This window comes from Acidithrix ferrooxidans, from assembly GCF_000949295.1.
Taxonomy (GTDB): Bacteria; Actinomycetota; Acidimicrobiia; order Acidimicrobiales; family Acidimicrobiaceae; genus Acidithrix; species Acidithrix ferrooxidans.
The window spans coordinates 1-14,697 of record NZ_JXYS01000134.1 but is presented as its reverse complement, the minus strand read 5'-3'; the positions used below and the strand labels follow the sequence as shown (position 1 = coordinate 14,697).

Genomic DNA, 14,697 nt, shown 5'->3' with positions numbered 1-14,697 from the left:
CCGACAGCCTACCTTTTGGAACTACCTTCGCTGGTGGTGCGCCAGCTACGACCCCCTTGGTCGCCTTGCAGTTACATCCTCTCCGGTACGTCGGACGGATATGGTCGATGACCCGGACTATCACCTCGACGTCGATCTCCTCGCAGCGTTCCTCTCCGAAAGGCGCATAAGGCGCACCACAGCTCCCACAGACCAACAGCTTGGAATCGGGCTCATGGATCTGTTGTACGCGTGGTAGGTGGTCATAGCTGCGTCGACCATGGCCGCGGTGCCCGAGTTGTTGACCTCTCTTGCGCCTTGGCACCTCATCAGGCTCAGGGTCGCTACTTTCTTCCAAGGCGCCTATTGGTTCTGCGTTCACATCCTGAGCCATCTTCGCCCGTTCGGAGCGACGCCCGAAAGCCTGTTTGGTTAGCTCGACGATCTTGGCTGTGAGTGCATCCACTTTGGCAGACAACTCGTCACGCTCGGACCTAAGGACGACGTTCTCGGCCTCCAGCGAAGCGATCCGCTCGTTGTCGTATTGGCGCACTGTTTTTGCCACGTAACTATAACTATCACAATTAAAGCGCCGTGTCCAGCCACCCTAGGCCACAGAGGATAGGCCAGCTACCCCAACCTTACGCCATCATCGAGTGTCTACAGCACCGCTTGTTTGACGGGATCACCGAATGTGTACTGACATTTGATCCCTCCCCCTCAACTTTTACCTTGAGAAGTTGTTCATTTGCATTTCCTGTTCACTCCATCCCCTTGGCTCCATCCTCATTACAAGGACTTCGTAGCTACTACGGGATGGTCCGCCCCCAATCCATAGGCATTTGGTACTTTCCCTCTTGTTGATCTGCAACTTGTAGGTTTTTCCTCATCTTTGGGCTTAGCCCATGTGGGCTTAGCCAAGAACGTCTAGGACTGGGTTCTCATGTTCCACATAAACGCCTGATGTTAAGCTCACGCCACCTACACGCCGGATGCCCAAGGAGCACTAATTGGGTTAGTCTCCAAGTTGTCCCGAAAGTTCGACGTCCCTCGGTTTCGACATCATCCATACCAATTTCGAACGCTTCATCAGTGGTTTGTTTTCACTCGTCTTCTTAACTCATACCTGAAAGAGTCATTGCTCTAACTTTTCCGTACCGCTTTGGACAACAGTCTTTAGCTAATGCCCCGTACGGTGGTTTGGAATCTCCTCCCAAAAGGCGATCCCGGAGGGCCTACCTCCATCATCTATGTAGCATTGCAGTGTGATTGTTATCAGCTTCTACATGATTTACAACCTCTTTCATTCATGACGCACGTCGCAAGTAGGTCTACACCTATCGGAGTCCAAGACCAAAATCTGTCATATCGAAGAAGGTTTTGATTTCCTCGGATGGCATATTCAGCGCCGAAGACAAAGAGGCCGAGACGGAAAGATGGCGGTCTATGCCTATCCATCAAAGAAAGCCTTACTTTCTGTAATGACTAAGGTCAGATCAATCACCAGACGTGAAAAGCATCGGACACTTGCCGATCTTCTAAGAACTCTGAATCCGGTTCTTAGAGGATGGTGTAACTATTTTTACCATGGAGTTTCTTCTAATACCTTCAATTACTTGGACCACTTCAGTTGGTGGCGGGTAGTGCGATGGTTGAGGAAGAGACACCTTGGTTTGAACTGGGGAACCTTACATCGACGTTATCTCCCTGCTTGGGAGATAACAGATGGAAAGGTAGAGATGTTCCGGCCTCAAAAGGTATCGATTATTCGATATCGTTATCGAGGTTCTAAAATCCCCACACCATGGACAAGTAAGTTCGGTTCAACAGCTGTATCGTTGGCATGACTTTGTGGAGAGCCGGATGCGGTGAGAGTCGCAAGTCCGGTTCGGAGGGCGGACCAGAGAAACCCACCAGTTGAAAGGCTGGCAGGGCGCTCTGGTCCGACCCTACTCCTGGCTGCGTGGACCGGTACATGGAGTTTTTTACTACCTGTACTTCGTAATGGACCTTTATTCGAGGAAGATAGTTGGATATGAAGTATACGGATGCGAATCATCTCAGCAACTTGCCGATGTAGTTGTAAGAGCAACTCTCCTAGAAGGAGGAAGAGCTCCTAAAATCTTACATAGCGACAATGGATCTCCTATGAAGGGATCTTCTCTATTAGAGCTTTGCTACAAAATGGGGATCACTACCTCGAACTCACGACCTCGGGTTTCTGATGATAACCCCCACATAGAGTCGCTCTTTCGCGCTACCAAGTACTGGCCTGGTTATCCATATGGAGGATTTGAAAACCTTAGAGATAGTCGGACCTGGGTGGAGAAGTTTGTCAACTACTACAACTACCACCACCGACATAGTGGTCTAAAGTTCGTTACTCCCCATGATGTTCATGAAGGAAACCATCTCGAAGTACTCTCGATGCGACAGAAACTCTACGAGACGACAAAGGAACTCAACCCAAAGAGGTGGATCAACTCTAAAGTGAGAGACTGGAGTCCACCTGGCGAGAACCTGGACCACGCCACCAAGGGATAAATCCATCCTAAGTTCTACATTATCTGCGTAGTTCTAAGTCGATTGACCCAACACGAAGAGATTCAAGATCTTAGAGACTTTAATTTAATTAGTAGTAGTAGCAGGTTGAAAGAGCCTCGTGGGCGAAGGTTATTGGATTGTGCGTAAACGCGAAGCGTTTTCCACATTTCAATTACCGTTTGCGAAGTGATTATCCACGATGAAATAACCGTTGCGAGAAACCGCGAAATCAGAGAGACTAAAACGGCTCAAAATGGCCAAATAACCATTAATCTGAGAGCTGGCAAATGGGTCAACTATCCTGACATTCACCGGCCTCGAAAGCAAGGCAGGCGAAAATGTCGTTGCAGTAATGCGAGATTCACAAGGCCCTAAACTTAACAGACAAATAGGTGACGAGGCGTTCCACATCGTGATATCCGCTCTTGCCAGCGGCCTTGAACCTTTACGGACTAATTGTCTATGTTTGCCTACCACCGACAACGTTCATAGAGACCATACTCCCTTAGGTTGAGCTGCTCGCATCGACCGATCACGCGAAGCAGACGGATAACACCTTTCACCACTTGTAAGCATTCGGCCAACCCGTTAGAGAGTGACCTCCCGGGCCAATCTGATATCCTGTTGCGTTTGCACTCAGGTGAAGCAAGGATGCTCCGATAGTTACGGTGCAGCGGGTAGAGATAGACGTCCTTGACAGAGAGAGCGTATTGGTTGTAGCGATCAAGTTTGCCCCGACCTTTGGTTTGCCCGACACGGATCCAGTTCGCCGCCTTGTAGCTCGCTCCGGTGAACCTGGCAGACTCCACGAAGGTCTCCAAGAGTACAGGTTGGTACCCGTAGGCGAGTTGCCAGTCGCCAGGGAGGCGGCGAGCGACACGGGAGAGGATGTATGAGGCGAGGTTCACAACGCGTACCTGAGGAAGAATGAGAAACCTCGCGTTGCCAACCACAAGGTGCAGCCGTGCTTCGCGGGTCGCTTTGTCCCAGCCGATATAGTTATCGCGTGGTGCGCAGCTCCATGGCGAGGCAGCGAAGCCGATCGCACCGATAGTTCCAGAGGAGCTCTCGATGAGATAGCGCCCCTCAGCACCGGCAAAGGTAGTGGTAGCTTGCAATGAGGTTTCGCCAGCGCTGCTTTTGGGCTTTGGTATCTGCTATGGCGAACTTGATTGGACAGAGATCGTCGAGCGATTCAGGATAGGCAAAGGGTAGCTCAACGATTGGCTCTGCGTAGCGGGTGATGCGGCCGTTGCCGTTGCCATGCAGTGGCTTGGGCAAGGTGATGAGTCCGTCTCTGTCCATACGCAACAATGCAACGCGCGCCGACATGTCCTTCTTGCGCCCGTCGAGACGATACCAGCCAAGCGCCTCGCAGACTGCGTCAGCAATTGCCTGTCTTGTCGGGTACACAGCGATCAGGTCGGAGATGACCTCAAGGTCTGCTTGGGAGAAGTCCCGCCCGCAGTAGCGAAGCGCTTCGCTCATGGCATTGGACCAGGTGGCGATATGCGCCACTCAACAAGATCAGTCTCGCTCGCCGCCCAGGGAAAGAAGCGCTCCAGCGCGGCGGGATTCGGAGCCTTTCCCCCAGCGGCGGCACATTCTTGTAGGTAGGCGATGAGATAGGCGAGGGGGTTGCATCCAGCACGCTGGGCGGTTGCGGTAATGGTCCAGATCCTCACGGCCAGGGTGGCTGCCCATATTGAACCGGATCCATAGCAGTTCTTGCGTATTACTGCCGGGTTGCGAAGTACAGCCTCTGCTGGGTTGTTATCGAGTGGCAACTCGGGGAACTCTTCGTGGCTACAGAGGCCTTCCCATTCACGATCCAGTGTTGCGAGCACCTTTATGACCCCAGGGTGAAGCGTCGGATCGAAGCCTCAGCCTTTCTGACAGTATCCATTGCTTGAAGCGCAGCTGCGAAGTCAGCGGTCGCACGAACATGTTCTGGGCTTTGTACCTCGCAGACCGAAAGCGCCCGGTGAGCGACATAAAGCGACCCGATGCGAGCGAGCCATGAAGTAGTCCAACTCCGCAGCTCTTGATGCGCATCGCTAGCACGGATGAAGTAGCGCCTGATGTGTGCCCAACACCACAACGGGTCTACTCCCTCAAGTGCACCAAGGGACTGGTAGACACTGTAAAAGTCCGAGCTTATCAGGAGCTGTCGGCCAGGTTCGAGCGAACCCGCATCTATATCGATACCCAAATGCTCGGCTACCACTCTCGTCGAGCATTTGGGATCGATCAAGAACACCACGGTGTCGGGACCGAGGAAGGTCCACAGCCACCAGCGGTTGCCCGCTTTGTCAGCTACCGCCTCGAACACCTTCCAGGATGTCTCGTCGATGTGCAGATGCGCCGACTTTGCGTTCCTCTCCCTAATCGCTGCGTCAAGTTGCTCAAGTAGGTCCGAAAGCGCCTTGAGCGCTCCTGTCAAGGTGCCTTTTGAAACCTCGAACCCGTCATTTGAGAGAGCTGCGACGATGCGTTCCAAGGGACGCCCGAGCACGTACTTCTCCACTACCAAGCGGCCCAGGAACCCTGAGGTGAACATTCCCTTGGGGATTGGCTTGGCCGGGACCGGTGCGACGAGCATGCCCAGAGTCTGACACTTGCAGGTGCGCCGGTAGGTAGGGCGGCGATGTCGGTGTCGCACGATGTGTACTTGCCAGTCGATCTGGTCGGAGGTCTCTTCGCCGAAGGCGGCATAAGGTGCCCCGCAACCCGAACAGATTCGCTCGTTGTCTGGTACGTCGTGGATCACTTCGACGGTTTCAAGGGCCGAGTAGTCCCGTCGGCCATGCCCTGGACTCCCTGGTTGTTGACCACGGGGGCGTTTCTCACCTGTGATATAGTCTTTGCCTCTTCTAGGCTCGACTGGCTTACTCTTCTCCGACGAGGTGCCAAAGACGAGCTTTGCGAGAGTCGTCACCTTCTCGGTGAGTGCACCAATCTGGCCTTCGAGTTCACTAACCCGTGCTCGAAGCTCGGCGTTCTCCGCCTGAAGACGGACATTATCGCCAGCGAGGCGTTCTGCCTCCGCCTTCCAGTACGCTGACTCGGTTGTATGCAAACTGTCCATGACTACCAGTTAACACTATCTAGCGCTTCGTGTTCAGTCCCTGTTTTCGTCAGGGGTGGTACGGGTTCACCGAACGTTTACCACGACTTTACATAAACATAATAAAAATCCGTATCTTTACGTAAATGAAAGAAAATAGGGTTTCGCGAAGAAGATGGTCGGGCAAGACAACAGTTGCAATCCTTGTCTTGATTGCATTACTTTTGATTGTTGTGAGAAACGTAGAGTACGCGAACCACGGCGCTAAATCTACTTCTAGTCCTGGAATATCTCCGTCTAATAGCTCACACGGACTCCTGCTACGTGTGAGTGATGGTGCATCACGCTCGGTAACGACACCGGTCGAAGGAACCAATCTCGACTATTCCGGGTTGGCAGAACCATACGGCGATACATCAGTGATGAACGCAGTCAACTCGTTAGCTCTTGGTACGATCCGGTACCCCGGCGGGACCATCGCAAACTACTGGAGTTGGCAGACCGGAACCGTCAATCAACCATCATCGACGACCAAAACCAGATTCGGCACTACCAAGACCCAACCTAGTCGACACCAAACGTACGGTTTCACATTATCCACACTTAAACAACTAACTAGCGCGACGGGAGCTGTTCCTATCTTTGACCTCAATGTGATGACCTCTACGTTGCAAGATCAAATCCAGATGTTGCAGTCCGCGGTGAAGCTAGGGCTGCCTGTTCGCTACGTCGAGCTCGGTAACGAGTTCTACCTATCCAATTCCAACTATCTCAATGCCTTCCCAACAGCAACTTCCTATGCGGATCTGGTCGCGTCATGGGCACCTGCGATACGCGCTGAGTTCCCAAACGTACAAATAGCCGCGGTGGCAAGCATAGCGGTTGCGACGCCACGTGAACAAAGTTGGAATTCGACGCTACTCAGGATTGCCGGTAATGACATCAACGCAGTAACTTTGCACGACTATCCTGGAGTTTCCACCTCAGAGAACACTCCGCACTCGCCGGAAACTCTGCTGGCAGGAGCAAGCATCGAGTGGCAACCCGTTAGAACTATAATCAATTCGTTTCCGCCACGTTTGTCAGTGTGGTTAACTGAGTACAACCTTGGCCCCGGCGCCCGCTCTAAGGGTTCGCCTGCACTAGGAACGACTTGGGAACATGCTTTGTACATGGCCGGGCTTGAAATGCAGATGTTGGCATCAACAAGGGTTACGATCACTGATTACTGGGATCTTTTTGGCAATACCGAAGATGCACAATTCGCCGAAACGCTACCAATCACAACAACACCTACTGGCAGTGCAAGTCAGCTAATCAATCAAGCGATAAAGGGAGCGAATGGAATCACAGTACTTAACATCACGAATGACCCGCCATTGGACGGTTCTGTGAAATCAGTGAGTGGTATAAAAGTGACTACTGCTTCTGGGCTCGAAAAACTTATCTTCGCCAATCTTGGTTCGAGTTCCGTAACTCTTGCTGGCGGAAATCTAGTCCCTGCGGGTGCTTCTGCAGAGCAGTTGAGTGGTTCACTTTCGATACAGGCACTCAATGTGCAGTCAATACATATTTCGAATCACCTGGATTTACCTCCGAATTCAGTTACAGTAGTCACTGTGTAGATCTGAAATGTTCAGCGAGCCGTCTGATAAATCGAGCTAAATTGGCAGATTAAGCTAGCGATATAAATTGAACTTGCATGAAAAGCATCACCTTGTGAATTCCTAAAATCTTCGTACGTACTTCCGATAAGGATAACAAGACCCAGTAACTACCAGAGAAATCACCGTAAGGTATTGAGTGAAGACGTGTCACCATTGCAGTTAATTAGGGCAATTTCACCTAGGAGTTCTTAGCAATCTGGAGGCAAACAGGAGAGCTATATTGACGGCCCTTCAGCTTTTAGCGGGGTCTAGGTGTATATCTCTCCTGTTGCGCTATGAATGAAGTAACAACCTAGGTAACCAAGTTCATTTTGAAAACAAGAGGGACGGGGGAGCCTGTAGCTTTACAAGCTCTGAAACAAAACAAAGCCAATATAGGCTCCCCCATCCTTTTCGATCCTAGCGATATTTGTAGTGCCTTCGTTGGCTTAAAGGGGGTGAGAGTCCTCCATTACCAGAGAATTGGTCCTGTAGCCGAGATCGCTATTGAAAAGATCGTCTCAGAAGTCCGCTGTCCTATGTGTGGTTTTATAGCGCATGCAAAGGAGCGACCCTTGGTCACCTACATCGATCTTCCATTTGGAGGTACTCCTACGAGGATCAAGTGGAAGAAACATCGGATGGTATGTATCAATCTTTCGTGCGCGAAGAGAAGCTGGACACTTGGTGATCACCGTATTGCAGCTTCACATAGTTTGCTCACAACTAGGGCTGCCAAGTGGGCAACAAAGCAGGTTGGTGGAGGAAGATGCGTATCTGAAGTGGCAAAAGAACTCCCTCAGGCTCAACAACCAGCTACTACTAATTAACAAAAAAGGCTCTATGAATTTCCCTTAGAGCCGCTAACCCCTAAAAACAACCCTATCCAAAAATCACATTAATTTTGGACCATTAAATGGGGACACGCCACCAAGAAAATTAATCACAAACCATGCGGAATAGCAATTTTCAAAGTATGATTAAAAACCTGTTCGACACGAACGGAACATTGCTCATTACCACTAGCGATCGTCCACAACTCAATAACCCCAGTTAGCTTCCTAAAGAGCTAGAGGCCTGAGATCTCAGAGGGAAGGTGGGTATAAATCACGCCACAAGTCCGTCATCGATCAACACAGCCAGGAGGTTTCCTATTTGCGAGCTCCAATGGTCCGTTGCGTGACGATAGTGCGACGATTTTGTTATCCAGCTTCGATCTCATGAGTCCAAAGATATTTAGGATCATACTTATCAAGTTTCGTAAGCAAGAGCCATTTTGGAATCAGATTCGCGGAGTAGCGGATGTGGAGACGCAAACACACATGTATTGAGAAGTCGCTCTACCAAGGACATTTCAAAGTGCCTTCGGTTGAATCGGTATGCGAATTCCTCGAGGTAAAGTTGCTTATGTTCCTCACGTCCGTGGTATGTTCCGTCGATAAATTTCTTGCAGTTCCCTATCAGGATGTTGAGCCATTTGAATGTTACATGTGCTTGTTCGTCTTTGGATAGAGTGATCGAATGCGCTAGTCCAAGGTCTCGAGCACATACCCCGTAACTTGGGTTACCATCACTTATCAGCTTGGTATTAGAATCTAAACGTCTCACAAAAACATCTTTGAATGATTTAGCAGTGGTATCTTTGATTACTTCCATGAAGCAATGAGTAGGAGCACCATTGCTAATCGACACTCCAATTAGGACATTGGTTTGTTTTGTTCCCTTTCCTCTTTAGCCTTCGCCATGGCTCTCACCACCTAAAAAGAACTCATCTACCTGGACGTTTCCTCCAAGTTTATATAAACCATTTCGGTCAGCCATTGCTTTTCGTAGCTTATTTAGCATCAACCAGCCAGTCGAATAAGATACTTGAACGAATTTAGCAATGGTAGTAGCCGAAAGACCGCGCTTGTCGTTGGACAATAGATAGATAGCGGAGAACCACTTGGATAAAGAGATATGGCTTCGATGGAAGATGGTTCCGGAGGTAACGCTAGTTTGACGGTGACAAGATTTACATTGAAAAAGTGGAGCTCGAGATGCTGCATTTCTTCGATGGTTTGGCCTGATTAAGGTAAACTGGTCAGAGTCACACTTTGGGCATCTAAATCCCTCTTTCCACCGCAATTTGATCAAATGATCTTCACATGCTTCCTCTGAAGCGAAGCGTACCATAAAGCCTGAGATATCCACCATGCCTCCTTTATCGAACATCTGTTCTACTAAAGATTAGCTCCAATCTGGTCTCGGTGGAGGCGAAACTTACGAAACTTGATAAGTATGTTTAGGATTGTCAATTAGTTAGCCAAATTGGCAGACCCAAGTGTGGTCATTTGATCTAGTTGCCGACTTGTCGTCGGCAACTAGATCAAAATTTCGCCACGGATAAGTCGATCCATGAGGAACCTAAACTAACTAGATTTTGGCGGCACGAAGGTGCCAGAAAACCATTAATCTGAAACTAAGCAAATGTGCCAACTATCTTGACACTCACCGATGGTGACCCATGAAGAGTTGACGTCAAAAAAAGATCTACTTGAGAAACGCTAAGCAATCATCTCAACGTTAAAATAATTTAATTACCCATCTCATCGATGGGACAACTCTCGCATAACCCCAATGAACAGGTCCAAAAGGATAGCTCAAATTGAATATAAACGATTCGGATTTAACATAAACGAGGATCCATAGCGCCTCATTGGGGCTATGGATCCTCTTCATCTCCAAATCAGCCGCTACTAAAAGCTGATCGTCTAAATTAAATTTTCAAAGACACGAGCCCCAGTGCAGGCCTTTCAAGCTCACTTCCAAAGTGGTTACTTCATCGAGTTCAGGATCAAATCCACATCGTCATTTGATGTTAGCGGATTGACAAAACAAAGACGCATCATTCGCTCGCCTCTAAATGTCGTAGGCTGAACAAAGGCCACCTCATTTTGGAGCAATCCCTCGCTCCAGGAGATGTAGTCTTGATCGCTCCAACCCAAACGCCTAAACACCACAACCGTGAGCTCAGGTTCAATTGCGAGATCTAAATATTCACGCTCTATGATCTGATTTCGACAATATGTGGTCACATCTAAGGTCGCCTCGATCGCCTCTTTATAGGCGTTGGTACCATAGGTGGCCAATGAAAACCAAAATGGCAACCCGCGCGAACGACGGGTCAGATGATACGCGTAGCTAGCCGGGTTCCACTCACGCTCTTTGTTGACGTCGTCCAAGTAGGAGGCTTCCTGTGTCATAGCGTATGCAGCGTCCCTGGGATCGCCATAAATTATTGCAGCACAGTCAAACGGTGCAAAGAGCCACTTGTGCGGATCGACCACAAAGGAATCTGCCAACTCGATACCATTGTATAGCTCTGCTAAACGAGGAGCCAACATCCCGGCTCCACCATAGGCTCCATCGACATGGAACCACAGTCCTTTCTCTTTGGCGAAGGCGCCTGAGGTTGCGAGGTCGTCTACGATTCCAGTATTAGTAACTCCGGCTGTAGCTGCCACGCAAAATACTCGTTCCGCATCCATCGGCGAAAGAGAGTCAAAGGTTTCGACAAGCGCATCTCCACGAAGTTTTCCATTGGCGTCGCCTTTAGCCAGTATGACATCTACATCCATAATTCGAGCGGCCATCGAAATGGACGAGTGCGCATCGCTAGAGGCCAATATGGCACCGCGCCCTTTTAGCTTGCCAAGGCGTCGCGCTCGCTCGCGCCCTGCCACTAGTCCACCTAGGTTACCTGCCGAACCTCCTGAAACGAAAGTACCTCCGGCGTTCGGTCCCATTCTCGCCATTGATGCCAAAAATGAAAGCGCCTCATTCTCCAAGTAGATCGCGCCGGCACCCTCAATCCAAGTGCTCCCACAGATACTCGAAGCAGAGACCACCAAATCAAAGAGGGTCGCTGCCTTGGTTGGCGCGACAGGAACAAAAGCCAAAAATCGCGGATTATCCGAGCTGAGCGTTGCCAAAGAATAACCTTCAACAAAGCGCCTAAGTGCCTCTTTGCCACCGATTCCTTCTTTAGTTATGTTGGCTCCATAGAGGCCGGCTAACTCCTCATTCGATTTGGGGCCATCAAGCGGGATTGACTCTACCGCGACTCGACCCAATGAATAGTCGACTATTGCATTAGCCAACTCCTTAGTTTCCTCATTAAAACGATGCATTAATTCCAATGTATCCCCACGTTCACCGAAAAAGAAAGGCCTGGTGCTCAAAGGCCACGTAATAAAAACAGTTCGAAGTACCACTAGTTCATGAGGCTTCGAACATTTGCACTCTAAGTCATGATCATAGTTCGCCAATCAAAGGTATCACCTTGTGATAGCGAGACTAAAAATAGCAAGAATTTATATTATCTTCCAAAAAAATGCATAAAATTATCTCGTTTATGCAGACATACCCGGTAATTTATGCATTCAGACCCTAAGAGCTACCTTCCCAAACCATAGTCATCTCTAAATTGATCGTCTATCTTTCAAATCGACCTTTTCGCCCATCAAAGTGTGGTAATTATTTTGAATGGAACTACACAAGTTATCCGTCCGTCAACTCTGCCAACTCTTAGAGGAAAAAACGATCTCTTCGCTGGAAGTGGTTAGCTATTTTCTTTCTCGCATCGACTCGCTCAATCCCAAAATCAATGCGATTGTCGCAAGAAACGATGAGCAATCAATCGACGCGGCAAAAAAAGTAGATGTGATACGAAGTCAAGGCGGATATCTAAAACCCCTAGCCGGCATACCATTTGGGGTCAAAGACCTCGAAGATGCTATCGGTTTTCCCACCACCTACGGATCTCTTCTTCACAAAGACGCCAAATTAGCAAAGTCAGATTCGCTAATCGTGGACCGATTAAAGGCTGCCGGTGCAATTGCGATAGCTAAAACAAACACTCCAGAATATGGTTCAAGCGCAGAGACCGATAATCGCATCTTTGGAACCACCAAAAACCCCTACGACCTCACTCGGTCATCAGGCGGCTCCTCTGGCGGGAGCGCAGCCGCAGTAGCACTAGGGCTATTGCCATTTGCAAGCGCTTCAGATGGTGGTGGCTCTATCCGAATTCCTGGTGCATCATGTGGAATCAACGTCCTAAAAACTTCCACCGGACGGGTTCCAATAAGTGGCGATCAGCCCCCCAACTGGTGGGACTTCTCTACGAATGGACCCATAGCTCGATCGATACTAGATGGAGCGTGGCTCTATGACTTTGTGGTGGGACCACATATCGACGATCCAAGATCGTTGCCCGAAAAAAGCCACGATTGGGCGATAGAGCTACATGATAGGGCTCGCCGTCCTCGTATCGCGTTCAGTGCCGATATGGGCTATTGGAAGACAGATAATGAACTCCTAGCCGGCTTCAATCAGGCACTCAAGGCTCTCGAAGGAGGAGGTTTTGAGGTCCGAGAGGCACCCAATCTATTTGAGACACCGCCCATATTGACTTGGCTAGCGATAGTTCAAGGGTACTTTAGCGCTCGATTTGGAGATTTGGTCGACACTCCTGAATTTAGTCTCTTGAACCAGGACGTGGCAAACATGGTAATCGAGGGATTGAAGATGAGTGCGTCGGATTTAGTCAAGGCCCAAACGATGGCATGGAAGATCTCCCACGACCTCTTTAGCAAGCTCGCAGACATTGATCTCCTAATCACACCAGCATTGGCCGGCCTACCACCAAAGATCGGGGAAAAAGGCAAAATCAATGGCGAGGAGACACTCGACTGGGTCAGCTATTGCGCTATCGCCAATATGGCAAAGACGCCGGCCGGAACGGTATGTGTCGGAATAGGGACCTCAGGAGTACCCATCGGAATACAAATAATTGGAAAACGATTTTGCGAAGTCGAAGTTCTGCGGGTCATGCGATTTCTAGAGGAGCATTTTGGTCAATTCGCACCAGCCGATTTTTAGCGCTCGTTGACTGAAAGAATCTCCACGAATTGCTTATTTGGAGATACCCCTTGCTCAAAGAGAATTTCTCCTAATCCAAAAGGGTCAAGAGCCCGTAGGGGACCTGCCTCGAGCATAACTCTCTTGCGTCAAAATAAGTTGGGCAGCTCGAGGAATTGATTAACATTGAGTCAATGCGCCTGAGCAATCCCAGATCAGATAGCCTCGAAATTACCAAGTAAAAGCCCGAGTATGGCGATTAGAAACTACATCCTGTTACACTCATTTATGTCAATTTGGTAGCTACAATCAATGACCAACTTTGACAAAAAGATCTCACTTGAGATGAAACCAGAAATTGAATTCTAAACAGAAGACGCTACCGATGGAAAACGAAAACAACGAGCCAGCCACTAGCGATTTTGGAATCTCAGATCTTGATTTCGCACTCTCACGCCTCGGGCGAAGCCTACGAAAAATTAAGATACCTTCCAGCTTCCTCAATCGTGACATCGACATGAATACATTCTGGCAGCTTTCACCCCTGCGATCTGGGGTTCCACTTAGACCAAGCGAAATCGCTAACGCAATCGGCCTAGATAGCTCAACTGTCTCTCGGGCGCTCCAAAAACTTGAGGCTCAAGGTTTGATCGAACGACGAATCGACCCAAGTGACGCTCGAGCACATCTCATAGCACTGAGCGCCGAAGGTGCAACAGTTTTAGAGATTGTAGGAAATGCACGACGGGAAAAGATTGCCACAGTATTGTCCCATTGTACACATTCGGAGATCCCGTCCGAAGAGGGTTTGATTCGTAACGTTGACGGGGCGATCTCACATGCTGGTCTGAGTGCTGAGAATGGTTTTGTAAGCTCGGTGCAGCGGGTAAAGATAGACGTCCTTCACCGGTAGTGCTTTGGCATGGGTGCGGTCTAGCTTGCCGCGACCTTGGGTCTTGCCGACTTGGATCCAATTGGCTGCTCGGTAGCTGGTACCAGCAAAGCGACCAGTCTCGACAAAGGTCTCGACGAGCACCGGGGCATAGCCATAGGCGACCTGCCAGTCATCACGCAGGCGTCGGGTAACTTTGGCGAGGATCTTGGAGGCGAGGTTGGGAACCTGGATATAAGGCAGGATGAGAAAGCGCGCGTTGCCCACCACGAGGTGCAGCCGGGAACGACGAGTCTTGTCGTCCCAGCCGATATGGGTGTCACGAGGAGCGCACTTCCAGGCCGACGCACCAAAGGAGAGTGCAGACACAAAGCCACAGTCGGCTTCTACCAGATATCGCAGTTGTGCCCCAGCGAGAGGCACGTATCCGAGGTAGTGGTAGCTCGCGATGGTTTGGTTCCAGATCGCAGAGGCTTTCTTGGTCTGAACCAGGTGTATGCGGAGATCTCCGATCTGAGACAGTGTGCTCGGAGACATGTCGGGGAGGCGCAGTTGGGCATTAGGACTCTGGTAGCGAACAGCTCTGCCGTTGGTGTTCTCGCTCCGTGGTGGAGGAAGAGTGATGAGGCCGTCTCTATGCATGCGCAGGAACGCCACCTTGGCCG

General features: G+C 49.8%; 13 protein-coding genes and 1 pseudogene. 6 read left to right on the top strand and 8 right to left on the bottom strand.

Annotated elements, in window-relative coordinates:
- Positions 1 to 544: IS66 family transposase (locus AXFE_RS17085; protein WP_455423344.1), on the bottom strand; the 544-nt coding region annotated here is incomplete at its 3' end.
- Positions 545 to 1,415: 871 nt separating this feature from the next.
- On the opposite strand from AXFE_RS17085, the gene AXFE_RS21725 reads away from it, so the two are divergent.
- Both AXFE_RS21725 and AXFE_RS17075 read left to right on the top strand, forming a co-directional pair.
- Positions 1,416 to 1,826: a group II intron maturase-specific domain-containing protein gene (locus tag AXFE_RS21725; protein WP_052607117.1), complete on the top strand. Its 411-nt coding sequence runs from the start codon at positions 1,416 to 1,418 to the stop codon at positions 1,824 to 1,826.
- A gap of 70 nt (positions 1,827 to 1,896) precedes the next feature.
- Entirely contained in the window at positions 1,897 to 2,523 is a 627-nt protein-coding gene (locus tag AXFE_RS17075; protein ID WP_152626194.1) for a DDE-type integrase/transposase/recombinase, read from the top strand.
- A 470-nt stretch (positions 2,524 to 2,993) separates the two neighbouring features.
- On the opposite strand, the gene AXFE_RS20595 is transcribed toward AXFE_RS17075, so the two are convergent.
- Genes AXFE_RS20595 through AXFE_RS21135 form a run of 4 tightly spaced genes read right to left on the bottom strand, consistent with a single transcriptional unit; the run spans position 2,994 to position 5,611 of the window.
- A complete protein-coding gene (locus AXFE_RS20595) occupies positions 2,994 to 3,641 on the bottom strand; it encodes a Druantia anti-phage system protein DruA (RefSeq protein WP_052607115.1) in 648 nt (215 codons plus the stop codon).
- Positions 3,610 to 4,041, bottom strand: coding sequence for a hypothetical protein (locus AXFE_RS20590; RefSeq protein WP_200891353.1), 432 nt, complete (start codon positions 4,039 to 4,041; stop codon positions 3,610 to 3,612). The genes AXFE_RS20595 and AXFE_RS20590 overlap by 32 nt, the downstream gene beginning before the upstream one ends.
- Positions 4,008 to 4,370 carry an IS66 family transposase gene (locus AXFE_RS21140; RefSeq protein ID WP_052607113.1) on the bottom strand — a complete coding sequence of 121 codons (363 nt, stop codon included), beginning with the start codon at positions 4,368 to 4,370 and terminating at the stop codon, positions 4,008 to 4,010. The genes AXFE_RS20590 and AXFE_RS21140 overlap by 34 nt, the downstream gene beginning before the upstream one ends.
- A gap of 2 nt (positions 4,371 to 4,372) precedes the next feature.
- Positions 4,373 to 5,611, bottom strand: a complete 1,239-nt coding sequence (locus tag AXFE_RS21135) for an IS66 family transposase (protein WP_052607112.1) — start codon at positions 5,609 to 5,611, stop codon at positions 4,373 to 4,375.
- Positions 5,612 to 5,736: 125 nt separating this feature from the next.
- Here AXFE_RS21135 and AXFE_RS17050 point away from each other — a divergent pair, with 125 nt between their 5' ends.
- Both AXFE_RS17050 and AXFE_RS17045 read left to right on the top strand, forming a co-directional pair.
- Positions 5,737 to 7,215, top strand: coding sequence for a hypothetical protein (locus tag AXFE_RS17050; RefSeq protein WP_052607111.1), 1,479 nt, complete (start codon positions 5,737 to 5,739; stop codon positions 7,213 to 7,215).
- A 479-nt stretch (positions 7,216 to 7,694) separates the two neighbouring features.
- Positions 7,695 to 8,066 (top strand): hypothetical protein, encoded by a 372-nt coding sequence (locus AXFE_RS17045; RefSeq protein ID WP_152626193.1) that lies wholly within the window; start codon positions 7,695 to 7,697, stop codon positions 8,064 to 8,066.
- A gap of 421 nt (positions 8,067 to 8,487) precedes the next feature.
- Here AXFE_RS17045 and AXFE_RS19645 read toward each other — a convergent pair.
- Both AXFE_RS19645 and AXFE_RS17030 read right to left on the bottom strand, forming a co-directional pair.
- Positions 8,488 to 9,429 (bottom strand): annotated as a pseudogene (locus AXFE_RS19645) (IS1595-like element ISAxf1 family transposase).
- A gap of 623 nt (positions 9,430 to 10,052) precedes the next feature.
- Positions 10,053 to 11,408, bottom strand: coding sequence for a pyridoxal phosphate-dependent decarboxylase family protein (locus AXFE_RS17030; RefSeq protein ID WP_052607118.1), 1,356 nt, complete (start codon positions 11,406 to 11,408; stop codon positions 10,053 to 10,055).
- Positions 11,409 to 11,763: 355 nt separating this feature from the next.
- On the opposite strand from AXFE_RS17030, the gene AXFE_RS17025 reads away from it, so the two are divergent.
- Both AXFE_RS17025 and AXFE_RS17020 read left to right on the top strand, forming a co-directional pair.
- Positions 11,764 to 13,161, top strand: a complete 1,398-nt coding sequence (locus tag AXFE_RS17025; protein ID WP_052607108.1) for an amidase — start codon at positions 11,764 to 11,766, stop codon at positions 13,159 to 13,161.
- A gap of 364 nt (positions 13,162 to 13,525) precedes the next feature.
- Positions 13,526 to 14,053: a MarR family winged helix-turn-helix transcriptional regulator gene (locus AXFE_RS17020; protein WP_052607107.1), complete on the top strand. Its 528-nt coding sequence runs from the start codon at positions 13,526 to 13,528 to the stop codon at positions 14,051 to 14,053.
- Here the strand turns inward: AXFE_RS17020 and AXFE_RS18785 are convergent.
- A partial coding sequence (locus AXFE_RS18785) for a DUF4338 domain-containing protein (RefSeq protein ID WP_235347911.1) occupies positions 13,976 to 14,697 on the bottom strand: 722 nt, incomplete at its 5' end. The two genes, AXFE_RS17020 and AXFE_RS18785, sit on opposite strands and share 78 nt — an antisense overlap.

Excerpts from the sequence above, each read along its gene's own strand:
- AXFE_RS21725 (WP_052607117.1), top strand. The coding sequence starts at position 1,416 with ATGGCGGTCTATGCCTATCCATCAAAGAAAGCCTTACTTTCTGTAATG.
- AXFE_RS21135 (WP_052607112.1), bottom strand. The coding sequence starts at position 5,611 with ATGGACAGTTTGCATACAACCGAGTCAGCGTACTGGAAGGCGGAGGCA.
- AXFE_RS17050 (WP_052607111.1), top strand. The coding sequence starts at position 5,737 with ATGAAAGAAAATAGGGTTTCGCGAAGAAGATGGTCGGGCAAGACAACA.
- AXFE_RS17030 (WP_052607118.1), bottom strand. The coding sequence starts at position 11,408 with ATGCATCGTTTTAATGAGGAAACTAAGGAGTTGGCTAATGCAATAGTC.
- AXFE_RS17025 (WP_052607108.1), top strand. The coding sequence starts at position 11,764 with ATGGAACTACACAAGTTATCCGTCCGTCAACTCTGCCAACTCTTAGAG.
- AXFE_RS17020 (WP_052607107.1), top strand. The coding sequence starts at position 13,526 with ATGGAAAACGAAAACAACGAGCCAGCCACTAGCGATTTTGGAATCTCA.